21 protein-coding genes and 1 tRNA gene are annotated in these 18,148 nt (G+C 39.8%); 7 read left to right on the top strand and 15 right to left on the bottom strand.

The annotated features are described in order from the left end of the window. Window positions 1-14 precede the first annotated feature (14 nt). Window positions 15-1,109 carry an endonuclease/exonuclease/phosphatase family protein gene (locus AN393_RS14505; protein ID WP_055018470.1) on the top strand — a complete coding sequence of 365 codons (1,095 nt, stop codon included), beginning with the start codon at window positions 15-17 and terminating at the stop codon, window positions 1,107-1,109. Window positions 1,110-1,253: 144 nt separating this feature from the next. After that, window positions 1,254-1,673, top strand: coding sequence for an MAPEG family protein (locus AN393_RS14500; RefSeq protein WP_029772660.1), 420 nt, complete (start codon window positions 1,254-1,256; stop codon window positions 1,671-1,673). A gap of 79 nt (window positions 1,674-1,752) precedes the next feature. On the opposite strand, the gene AN393_RS14495 is transcribed toward AN393_RS14500, so the two are convergent. Then, complete coding sequence (locus AN393_RS14495) at window positions 1,753-3,600, bottom strand: ABC transporter ATP-binding protein (RefSeq protein ID WP_055018469.1); 1,848 nt, start codon at window positions 3,598-3,600, stop codon at window positions 1,753-1,755. A 91-nt stretch (window positions 3,601-3,691) separates the two neighbouring features. After that, a complete protein-coding gene (locus AN393_RS14490) occupies window positions 3,692-4,531 on the bottom strand; it encodes a hypothetical protein (protein WP_055018468.1) in 840 nt (279 codons plus the stop codon). A 204-nt stretch (window positions 4,532-4,735) separates the two neighbouring features. Here AN393_RS14490 and AN393_RS14485 point away from each other — a divergent pair, with 204 nt between their 5' ends. Beyond that, window positions 4,736-5,140: a GFA family protein gene (locus AN393_RS14485; protein WP_055018467.1), complete on the top strand. Its 405-nt coding sequence runs from the start codon at window positions 4,736-4,738 to the stop codon at window positions 5,138-5,140. A gap of 1 nt (window position 5,141) precedes the next feature. Here AN393_RS14485 and AN393_RS14480 read toward each other — a convergent pair whose 3' ends face one another. Next, window positions 5,142-5,939, bottom strand: a complete 798-nt coding sequence (locus AN393_RS14480) for a hypothetical protein (RefSeq protein WP_055018466.1) — start codon at window positions 5,937-5,939, stop codon at window positions 5,142-5,144. A 229-nt stretch (window positions 5,940-6,168) separates the two neighbouring features. On the opposite strand from AN393_RS14480, the gene AN393_RS14475 reads away from it, so the two are divergent. Together AN393_RS14475 and AN393_RS14470 are read left to right on the top strand one after the other, a co-directional pair. Next, window positions 6,169-7,572, top strand: a complete 1,404-nt coding sequence (locus AN393_RS14475) for a M28 family metallopeptidase (RefSeq protein ID WP_055018465.1) — start codon at window positions 6,169-6,171, stop codon at window positions 7,570-7,572. Window positions 7,573-7,713: 141 nt separating this feature from the next. After that, a complete protein-coding gene (locus tag AN393_RS14470; RefSeq protein WP_029772653.1) occupies window positions 7,714-8,160 on the top strand; it encodes a DUF4826 family protein in 447 nt (148 codons plus the stop codon). Between the two features lie 45 nt (window positions 8,161-8,205). On the opposite strand, the gene AN393_RS14465 is transcribed toward AN393_RS14470, so the two are convergent. From AN393_RS14465 to mnmA, 5 genes are all read right to left on the bottom strand, one after another. Then, window positions 8,206-8,664: a GNAT family N-acetyltransferase gene (locus AN393_RS14465; RefSeq protein ID WP_055014291.1), complete on the bottom strand. Its 459-nt coding sequence runs from the start codon at window positions 8,662-8,664 to the stop codon at window positions 8,206-8,208. Window positions 8,665-8,673: 9 nt separating this feature from the next. Beyond that, window positions 8,674-9,819, bottom strand: a complete 1,146-nt coding sequence (locus AN393_RS14460) for a cupin domain-containing protein (protein ID WP_055018464.1) — start codon at window positions 9,817-9,819, stop codon at window positions 8,674-8,676. A gap of 77 nt (window positions 9,820-9,896) precedes the next feature. After that, window positions 9,897-11,267 (bottom strand): adenylosuccinate lyase, encoded by a 1,371-nt coding sequence (gene purB / locus AN393_RS14455; RefSeq protein ID WP_055014289.1) that lies wholly within the window; start codon window positions 11,265-11,267, stop codon window positions 9,897-9,899. Between the two features lie 32 nt (window positions 11,268-11,299). Continuing rightward, on the bottom strand, window positions 11,300-11,902 hold the full coding sequence (gene hflD / locus AN393_RS14450; RefSeq protein WP_055014288.1) for a high frequency lysogenization protein HflD: 603 nt from the start codon (window positions 11,900-11,902) through the stop codon (window positions 11,300-11,302). Further along, window positions 11,902-13,002, bottom strand: coding sequence for a tRNA 2-thiouridine(34) synthase MnmA (mnmA, locus tag AN393_RS14445; protein ID WP_055014287.1), 1,101 nt, complete (start codon window positions 13,000-13,002; stop codon window positions 11,902-11,904). The genes hflD and mnmA overlap by 1 nt, the downstream gene beginning before the upstream one ends. Window positions 13,003-13,340: 338 nt before the next feature. Here mnmA and AN393_RS14435 point away from each other — a divergent pair, with 338 nt between their 5' ends. Beyond that, complete coding sequence (locus AN393_RS14435; RefSeq protein ID WP_055018462.1) at window positions 13,341-14,609, top strand: sensor domain-containing diguanylate cyclase; 1,269 nt, start codon at window positions 13,341-13,343, stop codon at window positions 14,607-14,609. Window positions 14,610-14,663: 54 nt separating this feature from the next. Here the strand turns inward: AN393_RS14435 and AN393_RS14430 are convergent, their stop codons facing one another. The 7 genes from AN393_RS14430 to AN393_RS14400 are packed head-to-tail and all read right to left on the bottom strand — an operon-like array spanning window position 14,664 to window position 17,809. Then, the gene (locus AN393_RS14430; protein WP_055014285.1) at window positions 14,664-15,107 is read right to left on the bottom strand and encodes an NUDIX domain-containing protein; all 444 of its coding nucleotides are present in this window, start codon (window positions 15,105-15,107) and stop codon (window positions 14,664-14,666) included. Further along, window positions 15,100-15,786: a pseudouridine synthase gene (locus AN393_RS14425; RefSeq protein ID WP_055014284.1), complete on the bottom strand. Its 687-nt coding sequence runs from the start codon at window positions 15,784-15,786 to the stop codon at window positions 15,100-15,102. Before AN393_RS14425 ends, AN393_RS14430 begins: the two co-directional genes overlap by 8 nt. Beyond that, window positions 15,786-16,115 carry a TusE/DsrC/DsvC family sulfur relay protein gene (locus tag AN393_RS14420; RefSeq protein ID WP_055018461.1) on the bottom strand — a complete coding sequence of 110 codons (330 nt, stop codon included), beginning with the start codon at window positions 16,113-16,115 and terminating at the stop codon, window positions 15,786-15,788. Before AN393_RS14420 ends, AN393_RS14425 begins: the two co-directional genes overlap by 1 nt. Before the next feature lie 3 nt (window positions 16,116-16,118). Beyond that, a complete protein-coding gene (gene tusB / locus AN393_RS14415; protein ID WP_055014282.1) occupies window positions 16,119-16,385 on the bottom strand; it encodes a sulfurtransferase complex subunit TusB in 267 nt (88 codons plus the stop codon). Continuing rightward, on the bottom strand, window positions 16,382-16,738 hold the full coding sequence (locus tag AN393_RS14410) for a DsrE family protein (RefSeq protein ID WP_055014281.1): 357 nt from the start codon (window positions 16,736-16,738) through the stop codon (window positions 16,382-16,384). The genes tusB and AN393_RS14410 overlap by 4 nt, the downstream gene beginning before the upstream one ends. Then, complete coding sequence (gene tusD, locus AN393_RS14405) at window positions 16,735-17,088, bottom strand: sulfurtransferase complex subunit TusD (protein WP_055014280.1); 354 nt, start codon at window positions 17,086-17,088, stop codon at window positions 16,735-16,737. Before tusD ends, AN393_RS14410 begins: the two co-directional genes overlap by 4 nt. A gap of 55 nt (window positions 17,089-17,143) precedes the next feature. Next, window positions 17,144-17,809 carry a Bax inhibitor-1/YccA family protein gene (locus tag AN393_RS14400; protein WP_004586716.1) on the bottom strand — a complete coding sequence of 222 codons (666 nt, stop codon included), beginning with the start codon at window positions 17,807-17,809 and terminating at the stop codon, window positions 17,144-17,146. A gap of 251 nt (window positions 17,810-18,060) precedes the next feature. On the opposite strand from AN393_RS14400, the gene AN393_RS14395 reads away from it, so the two are divergent. Beyond that, window positions 18,061-18,148, top strand: a tRNA-Ser gene (locus tag AN393_RS14395).

The following is an 18,148-nucleotide window of genomic DNA, read 5'->3' as shown; positions in this document are numbered from 1 at the left end:
ACACGCGATTTAAAATAGCCACGTTTAATTTATTTAACTACCTTGAGCCGCCTAATGCGTATTACGATTTTGAAAAAATTTATACCGCAGAGCAATGGGCACGCAAACAGCGTTGGATTGTAGATTATTTAAATGAGTACGCGCCTGATGTAGTAGGTTTTCAAGAAGTATTTAGTATTGAATCGCTAAAAGCGTTAATGGCGCAGCAAGGCTATACATATTTTGCTGTGGTTGATACACCAGAGGTGATTGATGATTTTATTTTTAAACGCCCGGTCGTGGCAATAGCGTCTAAATTTGAGATTGTTGATGTAGCAGCGGTTAAGCACAATACCGAGCTTGTTGAAATGCTTGGCCTTAATAGTAATTTTACGTTTAGCCGTAAGGTGTTAAGAGCAATCATTAAATTACCCCATGTAGGTAATACCGACTGTTATGTAGTGCATTTCAAGTCAAAACGAGCCATGATTGAAAGCGATGAAAGTACTACTAGCTCAGCCAAAACCGAGCCACCCTCAAGCGAAAAAAACATAATAGACGCTCTCAAAGCAAATGTGGCCGGCTCGTGGGGCTCAACCATTCAGCGCGGTAGTGAAGCTACTTTACTAATGATAGAAATGATTGCCCGACGCGAAGCTACACAACAGCCTATGGTGTTAATGGGCGATTTTAATAACGACCTTGCCGATGGTGTGTTGAGCCATTTACTAACGAATACATTGCGATTTGCCCCAGCGTTTGATGTTAAAACATACCTTGCAAAATATTGTTTAAATGACGCGTGGCAGTTATTTAAAACACTAAAAATGAGCCAATTTACGGCGCACAACACCCAGCAAAACGCTGCCAGCCATCCAGATGCTCAACAAAGTAATTCCCCCGCTGCGCCATTATTAAATCGAAGCCCTACCCATTACTATGGAACGAGTAGTACGATACTTGATTATATTTTACTCTCGTGTGAATTTGACCCAAGTTACGATGATAGCTTTTATGAAGTGAGTGATTATCATACATACGACAGGCATTTAATAAACCCAGAATACGAACGAGACGATTTAACAACCGATCACGCAGTGGTATCAATTACCCTAACGTTAAGGAGTTAATTCGTGGGTAACATTTATAAATAGGTTTGCAGCTTTTACATTATTATTGAACTTATAAATTACAAGTCATTAATTATAATGAACTTATTTTAGGCTTAAAACTTGCTGTAACTACTGAGTTAAAACAATTTTAAGGACATAAAAATGACTGAAGTTGCGCTTTCTGCCTATATGGCGTTTTACGTTTATTTAATAATGTTAGTGGTACAGTGGTCGGTAGCTACCTTTAGCAAAGCTAAACAACCTAATGCTGTACCGGGTAAAATTAGCGATGATTTATCGCACGACAGTTTTATATTTAGAGCCCACCGTACTTTTCATAACACACTAGAAAACAGCGCGTTGTTTATTGGTACTGTGTTGTTTGCATTTGTTATAAATTACCAAAGCCCTATATTTGCCATGTGCGTTTGGGTGTATGTAATAGCGCGATTAATTCATATGGCGCTGTATTACGTTATAGCCACAGAGAAAAACCCAAGCCCACGCACGTACTTCTTTTTAATCAGTTTTATAGCCAATATTGTTATGCTAATTTTAATTGGCTTAAGGTTAATGGCTTAATACCACGCGATTAAAGGCTATTAAACCGTTAGTATAAAAAAGCGAAAGGGCTGTAATTAGCCCTTTTGCTTTTTAGTTTTTAGCTGACACCAATAAACCCACCGGTTTGATGCGCCCAAAGCCCAGCATAAATACCATTTTGTGCAATGAGCGCTTCGTGGTTGCCTTGCTCTACAACGCGTCCTTCATCAAGTACAATAAGTCTGTCCATTTGCGCAATGGTCGATAGCCTGTGAGCAATGGCAATCACAGTTTTACCTGTCATTAAATCATCTAGGCTTGCTTGTATTGCGGCTTCTACTTCTGAGTCGAGCGCGCTGGTGGCTTCATCGAGTATTAAAATAGGTGCATTTTTCAGTAATACCCGCGCTATAGCGATACGCTGGCGTTGCCCACCGGAGAGGGTTACACCGCGCTCGCCTACTTGAGCATCAAACCCTTTATTGCCTTTGCTATCTTCTAAATCGCTTATAAACTCGAGTGCTTTAGCTTGCTTGGCAGCGCTGAGCATTTCGGCTTCTGAGGCATCGGGTCGGCCGTATAAAATATTATCTTTTACAGAGCGGTGAAGCAGGGAAGTGTCTTGCGTAACCATGGCTATATAGCGGCGAAGGCTTTCTTGGCTTACATCGGTAATGTTTTGGCCATCAATTTTAATCGTCCCCGAATCGGTATCGTAAAAGCGCAGCAGTAAATTAACTAATGTTGATTTACCAGCGCCAGAGCGACCCACTAAGCCAATTTTTTCACCGGGTTTGATATGTAGGTTTAGGCCGTTCATTACCGGGCCGCGATTGGTTTCATTAGCGGCTTTGCCGTAGTTAAAGTGAACATTTGAAAATTCAATATTGCCCTTAGTAACTTCAAGCGTGCTCGCATTGGGTTTGTCATCTACTTTAATGGGCGTAGATAAGGTTTTCATGCCATCGGTGGCGGTACCAATGTTTTCAAACAAGCTGCTTATTTCCCACATGATCCACTGCGCCATGCCATTTAATCTAAGCGATAAACTAACCGCAACTGCAATGGCGCCTGCGCTAATTGCACTTAACGACCATAAATAAAGGGATAGTGCGGCCACACTAAATACTAATAAGTAATTTAGGCTATTAATGGCAAAGTTAAGGCTGGTTACTAAACGCATTTGCTTATAAACAGGCTGTAAAAATACATCCATACTTTGTTTAGCGTATTGCTCTTCACGTTGTGTGTACGAAAAAAGCTTAATGGTCGATATATTTGTATAGCTGTCGACTATACGGCCGGTCATTTCAGAGCGCGCATCGGCCTGCGAGCTGGCAATTTTTTTAAGTTTTGGCACAAAATACATTTGAATGGCGGCATAAATAATTACCCACACTAAAAGCGGTAGCATTAAACGCCAGTCAGCTTCAGCAACTAAAAACACCATAGCGCCAAAATAAACCACAATATACATTAGTACATCGAGCAGTTTCATAACGGCTTCTCGTACCGCCAGTGATGTTTGCATTACTTTTGTGGCAATACGCCCTGCAAACTCGTTTTGATAAAAGCTAACACTTTGGCGTAATAAGTATCTATGCGCCGACCAACGAATCGACATAGGGTAATTACCCAGTAATGCTTGGTGTAAAATAGCCGAGTGAAAAAACACCACTATAGGCAATATCACTAAAAGCACTACCGCCATTTTTATAAGTTCGGTTTTTTGCTCTTCAAACAGGGTTTGCGGTGTGTAGGTGCCCAACCAATCAACTAATTGGCCCATATAGCTAAATAACGATACCTCTAAAATGGCAAGCAGGGCAGCACTAACAGACATTAAAACTAACGACAGCTCCATACCTTTAGTGTAATGACGACAAAACGCAAATAAGGTAGAGGGCGGCTGCGTTGGCTTTTGCTCAGGAAATGCGTTGGTCATTTTTTCGAATAATCGATACATTTTATAAACTTAAATGACAAATAATAGAAAAGGATCATACCATTTAAGTGGCGCGCTGTAGATCTTTAGCGACTAATTTACACTGCTACTTTTATCGAATAGGGTTTGTGAGGTTTACGCCTTTAATCATATAAATGTCGTCATAGCGTAAACCGCCATTTCCGTAGGGCTTTTTATGTGGGCCCGTATTACAGTTAGCTAAAAAATAGCTAAGTGGGCGTTCGCGTTTCATTCTAAAGGTGGCATTTTTATACACTAAGGTTTGGTTTTTAAATTCGCCGCCTTGTACATATACATTATATTGCTGGCCTTGCATTTTTACCGATGCATTATTAACAACGTACCAAATGTTGTACCAACTGTTTGTATCAAGTGGTTTAGCCGATTGCGCTTGTGCATAGTTTTGGATATTACTATAGCCCTTATCAGTTTTGACCATTAGCGCACCGGTATTAACTAAACCGTTTGATTCGGTTTTATCTGTAACCCGAAGAGTGGCTTCGAAGGCATCGTAGCCATGAACGTTTATTTGCTCTGGCTCTAAGTTACTTAAGCCAAAAGCATGGTTATTTGGAAAAGAGGCAACGTTAATACGTGTAAAAAAAGTGTAGGTTTCGCCAACTGGCACTGTTTTTGGCAGCTTTTTATAGCTAAGGGCTTTACGGTTTCCAACAATCCCCTTTTCGGCGGGCTTTTTAATTAAAAAATGGTTAATCCCTTTGGTTGTGTCCTCAACCTCTATTTTAGTTACTTGTGGGTTAGCGACATAAGGTTGAGTTTGATTGTCTGTGTCGGCCTTTGTCCAGCCTTTTAGTGGTTGTTCAAAGTTATCTACTAATAACCACTTTGCAGAGGGAGCGTTTTGATTGTTTTGGCTACAGGCTAATAATCCTGAGCAGGCCACTAACAGTAAGCTGTATTTAACGCGCATAATCCCTCTTTAACTAATGTAAGTATAAGTTTATAAATTGGTAAACCAATATGTAGCTTTTGATTTTTCAAACTTAAAATTTATATAACCAATTTAGTGTAAATTAGTCAACCAATATTGTATTTTATCTATTCTACTGACGTTTATATTTTAAACGCGTAGAATACCTAACTACACGCAATTAAAAATAATAAAAGGGATTATATGTATACTGGAACGTGCCTATGTAAAGCGGTAAGCATTGAAATTAAAGGGGCTATTTCTCAAATTATTCATTGTCACTGCTCACTATGCAGAAAAAACAGCGGGACTGCTTTTGCTACTAATGGTTTTGTAAACACTCACGAATTTACACTTACCAAAGGTGAAGATAATTTAACTGAATTTAATTTCAAACCTGGGCGTGCGCGCTTTTTTTGTAAAACATGTGGCTCACCTATTTACAGTGCTAATGCAGAGGATAAATCTCGCTTGCGAATACGCCTAGGGTTGATAGATGACGATATTACAGAACAGGTAATGTCGCATAATTTTGTTACCTCTAAAGCCAATTGGGAGCAATTAGAAACCCATTTGCCATGCTATGAAAAACACGAACCTGGGCGATAAATTACTCTATGTGATAAATGCTGTTTATGTCGGTGTGAAGGGTGGGCGCCCATGTTTTAAATAATAGCGAATGAGCTATTTCTTCTTTATTGATGTGCATTAAGCTTAGCTGAGAAAGTATCACGACAATATTTTTGTACTCGTTAAACTCTATAAGGGCGATGCAGCTAAAGTGTTGCCTAAACAGGACGAGTAAAGCTTGAAGCTCTTTTCCTGTTTTAGGGTTTAAATTTATAATAATTTGTGCGGTTTGCTCACTGCAGCGACGTATGTTTTGCCAAAATACACTATCTGATAAAAAGTCTTGGTGTACATCGCCACTAAAAATATCAATTGTGATGACATTGTATGTACGCGTGCACGTTGCAACAAACAACTCTGCATTTTGTACGTGCACCGTATGATTAGCGGGCAAACTAAAATGCTCCTTAGCAACGCTTATCATCGCGGGGTTTATTTCTACACTGTCAAACACAGCTACGTTATTTATATAAGCTGTTTTGTTATGTAAATAATGAATGGCTCGTTCAATGCCTGCAGTACCTAAACCTAAATTTAAAACCCGTAGTGGCTCAGCTGCTTTAAGTAAAAATAACAGCATACATTGATTAACCGCAATCAGTAATTGTTCATTCTTATTAAGGCTCATCACCCCTTGAATAGTGATATCGCTTTGTGCATTTTGGGCAAGTGTTAACCAGCGATAGGCCGTATTTTGATAAACACAAATAGGCCCATATTGGTTGTTACTAGAGGCTATTAAATTGGCAGAGACCGTATCGGCTTTAAGCTGGCGCATAGATTACATTTACAAATAAAACACCTTGTTAGTTTGCCACGAAAACACGCAATGTATATAACATATTTATGTAACAAGGTTTGTAATACGCTTGGTGCATAAACGAGGGAGGCGTGTGTAACTGTGGTTAATTTTTACAGTTGAGCTTACTTGTATAAAGCTTTAACTCAAAATAGTTGCACTAACTAGGTTGTTGAGTAAAGGTAAGGTAAAAAATAAGGAGCTTATAATGCGCAAAACCCCTTTTTCTATTACAACTAAACTTATTAAATTGAGTGCGTTAGCTTTTGCTTGTACGGCAGGGTTAATAGCACACGCTCATGCCAGCATAAAATATGAAGAACAACAAAAGCTACATGATATTGCAGCCGAGGTATCAGCTAAGCGTATTGGGAGTGATATACAAACGCTGGTGGATTTCGGAACTCGCCATACGCTTTCTGACACTAAGTCAGATACGCGGGGCATAGGCGCTGCAAGGCGTTGGATCAAAAAAGAGTTTGAGAAAATATCAGCGCAATGTGGTGGCTGCCTAGAAGTAATTGAAGTTAAAGACACCATATCAGGTGAAAAACGAATCCCTAATCCTGTTGAAGTAGTAAACATTGTTGCAATTCAGCGCGGCAGTACTGAGCCAAACCGAATGGTGATTATGTCGGGCGATATTGATTCGCGCGTGAGTGATGTTATGGACTTTACCAGTGATTCACCAGGTGCCAATGATAACGCCTCGGGCGTGGCAGGTGTTATTGAAGCTGCACGTGTACTTAGCAAATATAAATTTAATGGCTCAGTTGTATATGCGGCACTTTCGGGCGAAGAGCAAGGCTTGTTTGGTGGTAAAATACTCACAGCGTATGCGCAAAAGCATGATTGGCAAGTTCATGGCGTTTTAAATAACGATATGATTGGCAACATTACCGGTATTAATGGCGTTACCGACAATACAACGGCACGCATATTTTCTGAAGGAACACGTGTAGTAGAAACTAAAGAGCAGGCGCGTACGAGGCGATTTACCGGCGGTGAGGTAGACTCAGCGAGCCGTAATTTAGCCCGCTATATAGATACTATTGCTGATAGGTACATCCCAAATTTAGATACAATGTTAGTTTACCGGTTAGATAGATTTGGCCGAGGTGGGCACCATAGACCCTTTAACGATGCAGGTTTTGCTGCAGTCAGAATTATGGAAACTAACGAGCATTACGACCGACAGCATCAAGACTTGCGCACTGAAAATGGCGTGGTTTATGGCGATACAATAGATGGTGTTGATTTTGACTACACTGCAAAACTTACCTCGCTTAACGCTGTAACTATGGCTTCAATGGCGTGGGCCCCAGCACCCCCTAAGCAGGTGAAAATTGAAGGCGCGGTTAAGGCTAATACTACGCTTTCGTGGCAAAAGTCAGATGATGATAATATAGCCGGTTATCGTATTTATTGGCGCTATACCAGTGAGCCACAATGGCAATTTAGCCAAGATGTTGGGAAAGTTACAACGGCCACACTTAAAAATGTGGTTATTGATAACTACTATTTTGGTGTTGCAGCGATAAGTAATGACGGGATTGAATCGCCAGTGGTGTTCCCAGGAGATGTGGGCTCGTTTGATCACAATATAAGATAACAGCGATTTATTATTGTTTAAACGTAATTGTGGCTAAAAACAAATCAAATGATGTATTTAAGGTGCAAAGCAACTGTTTTATGCTTGCACCTTATTTGTTATGCACTTAGAGTGTAGAAAAAAGCAGTAAAGGTTAATAAAATGCAGCAAGAAGAAAAAAAACCATTAACAGCGCAAGAGCAAGCACAAATAGAGCAGCAACGTGTTGCTTGGCAACGCGAATGTTTTCAAAACGCTCAAAAATATTTAGCAGAAAAAGGCATTATGCCTAAATCAGTAATAGACAAAGATAGCCGTTTTTTAGCGCCACTGTGTGCTATGTGGAAATTTAAAGCACAAAACGGTAAGAGCTATTGGGTGATAACAGGGCGCTTACCAACAGATCATGCTGAAGTAAGTGCAGCAAAAGATGCACGCGATGCCATGCGTTATTTTTCGTTACAATGGCAGTTAAAAGCCGATCAAATAATGAGTGTGGGTGCTCGTGATAAAACCCAAGTAGATTTTGCTAACTTACTTATAAACCGTGCTCATGGTTTATACGAAATGCATGAAAACGAGCAACTTTGGGCCAATGAGCCAAAATAGAAAGACGCATGTATGAACATCTAAAAGGGCAATTTACGCCCTTTTTTAATGTACTAACGTAAAGGGTTTGGTAACAAACTGCGATACTTCACAGAGCATACGCTGTCTGGGTATGCCTGCTTCCATAAATACAGTGCCTTGCTGCTTGAACCCATTTTGCTTAAAACGCTCTACTTCATTTAATATGCAATTAATACTAATGGCTTTATGGCCGTCGTTTGCGGCTAGTTGAACAATAAAGGTCAGCAGCGATGTGTATACATGACGATTTCGGTGCTCTGGCAGTACAGCAATTCGGCCTATTAACCCGTCGGTACAAAGCCTGCCTGTAGCAACAGGCAATTTGCATTCATCAGTCACTAAAACGTGGTGAGCAATTTTATCGAGGCTATCAAATTCTATGCGTTTGGGGATGTGTAATTCGTATACAAAAACCTTTTCACGTATTTGTTGTAGCAGGTCTTTTTGTATATCCCACTCTACTTTATTAACTTGATAGCTCATAGAACACCCCTAGTTAAACCAAACTCCCTCATTAACTAGTGTAGTAAAAGTTTGAATAAAAACTAGGCTTGGTTGGGCTTGGTCTAAATCTTCAGTGTTAAAATAACTATTATCAGTTAAAAGTCTAACGGCTTTTAAATCCGAGAGGGGTAATAAATAGTTCTCACCATTAATGCTTAGCAGTAAGGTATCTTCACATTGCTGAAAAATAGCACGTGTGCCACCTAAACGCTCAAACTCATCGTTATTGCTGGCAATTAATTCACTCATTTGTTCGCAAGTTAAAGGGGCTTCAAGCGGTGCTAAGTCCATTTCATGCTTGGGCTGACTTAGAGTGTTACCCAGCCATTGTTTAAATAACTCATCGTTATTAAGAAGCGCTTGCATAAGGGTTTTAACTTTATTGGCTTCGCTATCTAAAAGCTCACCTTTAGCGTCTCTTAGCGTTAATGTGTGATCAGAATAGCGTTTTTGGCCGCTATCAGTATCAATAATATGATCGGCAAAACTCGAAAATAAGTCTTGTTGGTTAGGCGCTCTAAAACCCACTGAATAATTTAAGGCGTTTTCTATAGCATAGCCTTCATGTGGGCACCCAGGTGGTATATATAAAATATCGCCGGGTTCTAAAATACAATCTATTACCGCTTCAAATTGCTCAACCTGGAGTAGTTTTTTATTTTGTGTAAATTGCTTAAGAGTAGGGTCGGGCAAGCCAACACGCCAATGGCGCTTACCTTCACCTTGGATTATAAATACATCATACTGGTCTAAATGTGGGCCCACTCCACCTTTAGGGGTAGAGTAGCTGATCATTAAGTCATCTATTCGCCAGTTAGGTATAAACCTAAACGGCTCTAGCAGTTGTGCAGCATCGCTATGCCAATGATCAACCGCTTGTACCAGTAAAGTTGCGTGTTGCTCAGTGAGTTTTTCAAAGTCTTCAAATGGGCCTTGGTATGCTTGCCAATCGTTATTATGGTTAGTAACAATACGCGACTCTATGCTTTCTTCCATTGCAAGACCGGCAAGCTCTTCAGCCTCTATTGGGTCTTGAAAGTCTGTAAAACCTTGTTTAATCAATAGCGGCTTTTTTTGCCAATATTGGTTTAAAAATTCTTGTTCACTGAGGGTGTTTATTTTTAATTGGTACATAGAGTAGGCCTATAATTTTTAGTACAAAAAAAGCGAAAGGGATTATCCTTTCGCTTTTTATATTTGCAATTGACTACTTAAACTAAATCGTCAATAAACTCAACAGCGCGGCCAATGTAGTTGGCTGGTGTTAGTTTTTTCATTTCAACTTTTGCATGCTCTGGCAGGTCTAAACCATCAATAAAGTCGGCCATAATCTCTTGATTTACACGCTTACCACGCGTTAAATCTTTAAGTTTTTCGTATGGTTTTTCGATACCGTATTTACGCATAACCGTTTGAATTGGCTCTGCAAGTAATTCCCAGTTTTGATCAAGCTCTTCGAGTAAGCGTTGCTCATTTACTTCAAGTTTGCTTACGCCTTTAAGTGTCGATTGATAAGCAATAAGCGTGTAGCCCATGCCCACACCTAAGTTACGCAGTACCGTAGAGTCGGTAAGGTCACGTTGCCAACGAGAAACAGGCAGTTTTTGAGCAAGATGAGCAAATATAGCATTTGCGATGCCTAGGTTGCCTTCTGAGTTTTCAAAGTCGATAGGGTTTACTTTATGCGGCATCGTTGAAGAGCCGATTTCACCAGCAATGGTTTTTTGCTTGAAGTGGTTAAGGGCAATGTAACCCCAAACGTCACGATCAAAATCAAGTAAAATAGTGTTAAAGCGAGCAATAGCATCAAATAGTTCGGCAATGTAGTCATGCGGTTCTATTTGGGTAGTGAACGGGTTAAACGTTAAACCAAGGCTTGTTATAAAGTTACTTGCATGAGTGTGCCAATCGTAATCTGGGTAAGCACTTAAGTGGGCATTGTAGTTACCTACAGCACCGTTAATTTTACCTAGCATTTCTACCTGTGCGATTTGGTCGCGTTGGCGTTTTAAACGCATGTATACGTTAGCAAACTCTTTACCCATAGTTGAAGGCGTAGCTGGCTGGCCATGGGTACGCGTCATCATAGGCACTGCTTTGTACTCAATGGCTTTTTCTTTTATGGCGTTAAGTAATTGGTCACAGTATGGTAATAATACTTTATCGCGAGCTTCTGTAAGCATTAAACCATGAGATAGGTTATTAATATCTTCCGAGGTACAAGCAAAATGGATAAACTCGTTGATAGCGTTGATTTCGCTGTTATCGGCTACTTTTTCTTTTAGTAAGTATTCTACCGCTTTAACATCGTGGTTTGTGGTGCGTTCAATGTCTTTTACACGCTGTGCATCTGCTTCGCTGAAGTTATCAACAATGGCATTTAATAGTGCATTGGCTTGTTCGCTAAATGCAGGTACTTCTTTAATATCGCTTGCTGCAGCTAAGGCTTGCAACCAACGCACTTCAACGGTTACGCGGTATTTGATTAAGCCAAATTCGCTGAAAATACTGCGTAGTTCAGTGGTTTTGCTGCCGTAGCGACCATCCACTGGAGAGATAGCGGTTAACGCTGAAAGCTCCATAATAACTCCTAAATTTTAGTTTTGAACGATAATTAAATTTTTGTTTTTGCAATAGCGAGAATTTTTCTTTTTGCAAAGAAAAAGTGACGGCGTTTACCGCCCATTTGTCGCCATAATACAGCACTGCGAATTCCTGCTAATAAAAGTGCACGAATTTTATTTTGCGTTTGCTGCTGTTTTAATAACTCGGGTTTACCATAAACCTGAATTCGGTGCCCAAGGGGGCTTAGCACCGACGAGTATATATCTGCTAAACCGGCAACTACGGTGTCATCGGTTATGGCAAAGTGATCTAAGCGACGATGAATGTCGTCGATACGGCGGCCAAGTTCAGCTAAGCTTTTTGGCTCGTTATTTAAAATACGTTCAAGTTGCATTAAACCACCTACGTACTTAACTATTTCGACATCTTTTTGAGTGCCAGCAGTCAGCTGTGCCATTAATGTTTTATAGCCGTCGCGTAAGTTATGCGTACCTTGATAAACATCAACCGGTGATGCGGGAGATGTTTGTACAATACTTGTAAAAAGCACATCTAAATCTGAATCGTTTGCACTGCCGTACTGGGCAATTTTTTGTACTTGTTTAGCCACTTGGCACATGGCGGCAAGCGCCATGACTTGGTGTTCATTCATTACTTGATCACCGAATCAATAATACCACCACCTAAACACACCTCATCGGCATAAAATACAGCTGACTGACCCGGTGTAACGGCTTTTTGTGGCTCATCAAACAATACGCGTGCCATACCATCTTCGCCAACGAGAAGGGTACAATTAATATCTTCTTGGCGGTAACGAGTTTTAACGGTACAGCGCGTGGTGCCTTGCGGGCCAACACGGTCTACCCAATGTAATTGATTAGCGTTTAGGCCATTGCTGTAAAGGCGAGGGTGGTCTTTACCTTGCCCTACAACCAGTACATTGCGCTCAACGTCTTTATCTACAACATACCATGGCTCGCCAGAGCCTTCTTTCATGCCACCAATTAGTAACCCTTTACGCTGGCCTAGTGTATGATACATAAGCCCTTCGTGTTCACCTACGTTGTTGCCATCTGTGTCTTCGATCACACCTGGTTGAGCAGGTAAAAACTTTTGTAAAAAGTCTTTAAATTTGCGCTCCCCAATAAAACAAATACCGGTGCTGTCTTTTTTATCGTGGGTGATTAAGTCTTGCTCTTCTGCGATACGGCGTACTTCAGGTTTAGCTATATCACCTACTGGGAAAAGGGTTTGGCCTATATGCTCATGGCTTAAAGTGTATAAGAAATAGCTTTGATCTTTGTTATCGTCTAAGCCTCGGCACATAACGTACTTGTCGTCGCGTAATTCACGACGAACATAATGGCCTGTAGCAATAAAATCGGCGCCAAGTGCTTGGGCAGCAAATTCTAAAAACGCTTTAAACTTAATTTCTTTGTTACACATAATATCAGGGTTTGGCGTTCGGCCCGCTTTATACTCTTCTAAAAAGTACTCAAAAACGTTATCCCAATACTCTGCTGCAAAGTTAACGGTATGAAGCTCGATGCCTAATTTGTCACACACTGCTTGCGCATCTTTTAAATCTTCAGCGGCTGCACAGTATTCGTCATTGTCGTCTTCTTCCCAGTTCTTCATAAACAGGCCTTCTACTTGGTAGCCCTGTTGCTGTAATAAATATGCAGATACAGAAGAATCAACACCGCCGGACATACCAACGATGACTTTAATGTGACTATTTTCGCTCATGAATAATTTCGCTTATACAGTTTGCTGTTAACTTGGAAAGGCCGCGATTATAGCACGCATTTTGTTTTTGCTTAAAGGGAGGAGTAGCGCAAACGCACGTTTTTGTCGTTATTTTATTCATATAACCAATAGCAAATAAGACTGAATCGCATTTGAAATAAAAAATGATGAAAAATTTAAATAAGCCATTGTAAAAAGTTATTTCGGTGCCATTATTGTCCGAGCACATAATAATGTTGAGCATATTACCTTGTGTTTGCAGAATAATTTAAGAGGCAAGCAGGATTTTTGTATTAACTCTGCATTTATAGCCTTAATATTTTCAATGGAATGAATATATGAACTACGCCTTTCAGGTAAAAAAACTTTCGACTTTAATAACATTTTATACCACAAATTCTAGTTTTCACGTGAAGCAGTTACTAGAAAACCCGACGAGTGAGTTTAAGCAATCAGCCTATAAACTTTTTCATGAAATTTTTAAACATACCTTACCTGTAGATTTTCAACACGCTTGCCCAGTTGATGATATTTTTAATTCTGTCTCCAGTTCTCTAGATTTAATAAACCAATCTGAAGTAGCTTTAATTGAAGCAACACAAAAGTGGTGGAAAGAGTGGTACTTTGTATTAACAATGGAACATTCACTTTCGCACGAAAAAGAAGATGCGCCGTACAGTTTCTTATCTAAAAAAATGCATCATCCTATGAAGCGCCACGAGATGAGCCACTACGCCCATTTATTTACTATTTTGCCTATGCCTATCTCTAATGTATGTGCGAAAACAGGTGATATTATTAGGGTTAATCAACGCTTTATAGATGTATTTGGTTATACCGTCGATGACTTACCTAACTTAGAGCAATGGTGGGTTAATGCATACCCAGACCCTCACTATCGAGAATCTGTGAAAAAAACGTGGCAAGCGGCGTTAGAAGTGGGCAATGAAACAGGGCAAGACATCCCCGCGCATGATTATCATGTTACATGTAAAAACGGTAATACGATTACGATGGAAGTATCTGGCATTAACTTAGGGGATGAATATATTGCCGTATTTAACGATGCGACCAAACGTTTGGAAGATCAAAATATTTTACGCGATATGGCGTTTTTAGATTCACTAACGCAAATAGCAAATAGACGTCGTTTTGATGAAAAGCTAAGTAAAGAGTTTGAAAAAGCTGTTGAATGTGGTGACGATTTAGCGATTATTTTAATTGATATTGATCACTTTAAACTATTTAACGACCGCTACGGACATGTTGAAGGTGATTTATGTTTGTATAACGTGGCGCAAGCAATAGCGTGTACGGTAAGCCGTACCGAAGATTTTGTAGCGCGTTATGGCGGTGAAGAGTTTGTTGTATTGCTACCACAAACAGATAAACAAGGGGCTTTGTTTATAGCTGAGCATATTCAAAAGGCAATTGAAGAGCTCCGTATCCCTCATGAAGATAGTTTTACCGGTTACTTAACCCTTAGTATGGGTATTAACGCGATTGGTGAAGATGATAATTGCGATCAAAAAGAGTTTGTTAAGGCCGCCGATAGCGCACTTTATTATTCAAAAAGGCAGGGACGAAATTGTTTAGCATTAAGTTAATTTATAGCGTTGGACTATTTATATAGATTTGAGAATTATACAAAGTGAAAATGTTTAATTATCGTCATAAATAAAGCTAACGTCCTGAATAGGGCGATTCAGGCTGTCTTCAATGCATTTTAAAACGAGATGGCTTCTGAGAGGCAGCGTTTTTATGTCCTCTAAAGTGTGCCAGTCAGCACTCATTATATCTGCATCTTTTGGGCAGGGCTCAGTAGTGATTTGAGCGCCATCAAACAGAAAACAAAAGCGCAAATAATGTATTCCGTTTGCTGCATGTAAGTTGTAAATACCGACTAAACCAATTGGGGTTAAGGTTAAACCTGTCTCTTCAAAAAGCTCTCTGCTGGCTGCTTGAGCCAGTGTTTCGTCTAGTTCTAAATGGCCGGCAGGTTGGTTATAGCAAATAGTAGCAGTAAATTTATCTCGCTCTTTTACTAGTAAAAAGCGGTCTCCTTTTTTTACTACAGCAGCAACCGTCACATGGGGCTTATGCATTTTTACCACCTTTGATAACACTGTACTGAGCGCTCTCAATGCCATCAAGCGTATAATTACCAATGCTGTAGCGAATAAGCCTTAATGTGGGGTGCCCAACATGCGCAGTCATACGACGAACTTGCCTATTACGTCCTTCGTTAATTGTAATGCTTAACCACGTTGTAGGAATCGATTTTCGCTCTCTAACCGGTGGCACGCGAGGCCAAACTTCAGGCTCATCAATAATTTTTACATTTGCGGGTAAGGTAATACCATCTTTTAGTTCAACACCTTTACATAGGGCATTAATAGCGTCTGCACTTGGCTCGCCTTCAACTTGCACCCAATAGGTTTTATTGGTTTTTTTACTTGGTGCGGTAAGGGTATTTTGAAGCTTTCCGCAGTTTGTTAAAAGTAATAACCCTTCACTGTCGCGGTCGAGTCTGCCTGCTGCGTATACATCTTTAATGGGAATAAATTCAGCTAACGTTTTTCTATTGGCATCATCTGTAAATTGACAAAGCACATCGTATGGTTTGTTAAATAAAACAATTTTTCTATCTTTAGCTGCTATCGCGGGTTTAACTTCACGCGAAGTTGTGCTTTTTTTAGTGAATGCACTGCGTGAGTAAGTTCTACCTGTAGTGCGTTTGTTAGTGCTTTTAGTTGCGCGGTTATGCATTGGTTTATTCACCATTAAATACACCTAGCGGGCTTAGGTAATCCGGCAATTTTAGTCGCTTGTTTTGCAGGCCCCTTCGGGAATAATTTATACAAATAAATACTATTGCCTTTGTCCTCGCCAAGTGCTTTAGCCATGGCTTTAACAAGCATTCTTATCGCTGGGCTGGTGTTATATTCTAAATAAAAATCGCGAACAAAATTAATCACTTCCCAGTGTTGTTCGCTCAAGATAATGTTTTCTTGCTCGGCAATAATAGGGGCCAACTCTTTTGTCCACATGGTGTAATCGAGCAAGTAGCCTTGTTTATCTGTATCGATTTGTTGATTATTAAATTCAAGCATAGGTTACCAGGTAATAGATTGGTTAGTAGATAGTGTCAGGGCAACAAACTCATCGTAATTAATAATTGATTGGCCAGGACTTAGTTTAACCCCGCGTGCATGCGCATCCTCTAAAAGCAACAATAGCGAATCGTTTAATTGAAAATATTGCTTAGCGGCGTAACAGGCATCACCAACAAGGAGTACTTTATCAGTGTCTTTGATTAAGTTTTCAAGCTGGGTTGAGTCGTAATAAGCCAGTGGCTTAGAAAAAATATGTAATGTACTCATAGGTTCACCACAAAATCTTGCTGGCAGATCAACTGTTGTTGCTCAGTGTAATTGAGGCTGATTGAATCAATAATTAATTGAGATTTGTTTAAGTTGTAATCAAGTAATGATTTTTCACATACGTATATGTTTTCTACTTCATAGATTTCAAGCGTTTTGATGTTTTTAAAAAAATCTTTTACACCCAGTTGCTCTGTTGATTGATTATGTTTTAAAGCAAGCACGGCGGGGCCGCTAAATAGCCAGCTAATATTTTGATCAACTGCGGCAAATATAAGCGACATGTCTAGGGCATCGCGGGTATTAAGTTCATCAAAGGGACTGGATTGGCTCATGACTAAAACATTTTTCATTTAAACTGTATCCATTTATCTGCATCACTGGCTAGCATGGCAAATTCTGCAAGCCCAGCAACTGTAAACACACCGGTTTGGCTTGTACTTAAACCGCGTTTTTCTGCTGCAGTAACGCAAAGCATTAAATTAATATTTTTGTCTGCAAGTTGTTGCCAGTGCATAGGGATTTGCAGCTCGTCAGAGGCCAGCTCAAAATGAGTTGATGCGTGATAAATACCATTTTGATACAAAAAAAGTGCATCTATGGTGTGGCCTTGTGCTAAACATGCATGTGCAAACTTTATAATACGTTGCGTTGAGTCATGATCTGAAGGAGGAGTATGTAAAGAAAGAACAAATCGCGCCAAAACAATTCCAATAAAAAAGCCCCAATAAAGGGGCTATTTTAACAGAACTATTTAATTAGTCATCACTTGCGCCAAGAAGGTGCAGTAAAGAAGTAAATAAGTTGTACACGTTTAAGTATAAAGCCACTGTAGCGCGAATGTAGTTAGTTTCGCCGCCATTAATAATACGGCTAGTATCAAATAAGATTAAGCCAGACATAATTAACACAACAGCTGCGTTAAGCACCATAAACATTAGCGAGCTGCCAATGAATATGTTAACTATGCTTGCGACAATAACCACTAATAAACCTACTGTTAAAAAACCACCCATAAATGAGAAGTCTTTTTTAGTGTTTAATGCATAAGCCGATAGTCCAAAAAATATTAATGCAGTAGAACCAAGCGCCTGCATAATAAGCATTGGGCCATTAGGCATAGCCGCATAATAGTTAAGAAGTGGGCCAAGGCCTGCGCCCATACAGCCTGTAAAAGCAAACACCCAAAATACGCCTGAAGCTGAGTCTGCTTTTTTGTTTACAACAAATAATAAACCAAACGAAACCAGTGTGAACACAATTCCCATAAAGTAAGGTAATTGTAATGCCATTGAAATACCCGCCGTAACAGCACTAAATGCTAATGTCATGGCCAGTAAGAAATAGGTGTTTTTAAGTACCTTGTTTGTTTCAATGGTCGACATTACCGGTTTAGCGGTATTGTACGAATGATTAAATGCCATTGTAGAGCTCCTTTAAGTGAAACATGTTTGTTTCGATAATTTAACTAAAATTAGATTACCAACTCTTATATGTTTGGGCAAACCTTTGTAGATCAATAGAGTGTTATTTTTTAATTAAAGTTCATTTAACCACCAAAAATGAGTTTTTTGTTTTATCTTTAAACAAATTAATTGTTTTTTAAGCACTTAAACAATTTTTTTAAAAAAAAGCTTCACAAAGCCAATGGGTTTCCCTATTATGCAGGCCGTGCGGAGAGATGGCAGAGTGGTCGAATGCACCGGTCTTGAAAACCGGCATAGGTTTGTAGCCTATCTAGGGTTCAAATCCCTATCTCTCCA

It is taken from the genome of Pseudoalteromonas sp. P1-25 (assembly GCF_001401805.1).
Taxonomy (GTDB): domain Bacteria; phylum Pseudomonadota; class Gammaproteobacteria; order Enterobacterales; family Alteromonadaceae; genus Pseudoalteromonas.
The sequence above is the reverse complement of the archived record's forward strand: the minus strand, read 5'-3'. Positions and strand labels throughout refer to the sequence as shown.

Bases quoted from the DNA above. Each gene is read 5' to 3' on its own strand.
- AN393_RS14500 (WP_029772660.1), top strand. From the start codon at position 1,254: ATGACTGAAGTTGCGCTTTCTGCCTATATGGCGTTTTACGTTTATTTA.
- AN393_RS14495 (WP_055018469.1), bottom strand. From the start codon at position 3,600: ATGTATCGATTATTCGAAAAAATGACCAACGCATTTCCTGAGCAAAAG.
- AN393_RS14490 (WP_055018468.1), bottom strand. From the start codon at position 4,531: ATGCGCGTTAAATACAGCTTACTGTTAGTGGCCTGCTCAGGATTATTA.
- AN393_RS14485 (WP_055018467.1), top strand. From the start codon at position 4,736: ATGTATACTGGAACGTGCCTATGTAAAGCGGTAAGCATTGAAATTAAA.
- AN393_RS14480 (WP_055018466.1), bottom strand. From the start codon at position 5,939: ATGCGCCAGCTTAAAGCCGATACGGTCTCTGCCAATTTAATAGCCTCT.
- AN393_RS14475 (WP_055018465.1), top strand. From the start codon at position 6,169: ATGCGCAAAACCCCTTTTTCTATTACAACTAAACTTATTAAATTGAGT.
- AN393_RS14470 (WP_029772653.1), top strand. From the start codon at position 7,714: ATGCAGCAAGAAGAAAAAAAACCATTAACAGCGCAAGAGCAAGCACAA.
- AN393_RS14465 (WP_055014291.1), bottom strand. From the start codon at position 8,664: ATGAGCTATCAAGTTAATAAAGTAGAGTGGGATATACAAAAAGACCTG.
- AN393_RS14460 (WP_055018464.1), bottom strand. From the start codon at position 9,819: ATGTACCAATTAAAAATAAACACCCTCAGTGAACAAGAATTTTTAAAC.
- purB (WP_055014289.1), bottom strand. From the start codon at position 11,267: ATGGAGCTTTCAGCGTTAACCGCTATCTCTCCAGTGGATGGTCGCTAC.
- hflD (WP_055014288.1), bottom strand. From the start codon at position 11,902: ATGAATGAACACCAAGTCATGGCGCTTGCCGCCATGTGCCAAGTGGCT.
- mnmA (WP_055014287.1), bottom strand. From the start codon at position 13,002: ATGAGCGAAAATAGTCACATTAAAGTCATCGTTGGTATGTCCGGCGGT.
- AN393_RS14435 (WP_055018462.1), top strand. From the start codon at position 13,341: ATGAACTACGCCTTTCAGGTAAAAAAACTTTCGACTTTAATAACATTT.
- AN393_RS14430 (WP_055014285.1), bottom strand. From the start codon at position 15,107: ATGCATAAGCCCCATGTGACGGTTGCTGCTGTAGTAAAAAAAGGAGAC.
- AN393_RS14425 (WP_055014284.1), bottom strand. From the start codon at position 15,786: ATGGTGAATAAACCAATGCATAACCGCGCAACTAAAAGCACTAACAAA.
- AN393_RS14420 (WP_055018461.1), bottom strand. From the start codon at position 16,115: ATGCTTGAATTTAATAATCAACAAATCGATACAGATAAACAAGGCTAC.
- tusB (WP_055014282.1), bottom strand. From the start codon at position 16,385: ATGAGTACATTACATATTTTTTCTAAGCCACTGGCTTATTACGACTCA.
- AN393_RS14410 (WP_055014281.1), bottom strand. From the start codon at position 16,738: ATGAAAAATGTTTTAGTCATGAGCCAATCCAGTCCCTTTGATGAACTT.
- AN393_RS14400 (WP_004586716.1), bottom strand. From the start codon at position 17,809: ATGGCATTTAATCATTCGTACAATACCGCTAAACCGGTAATGTCGACC.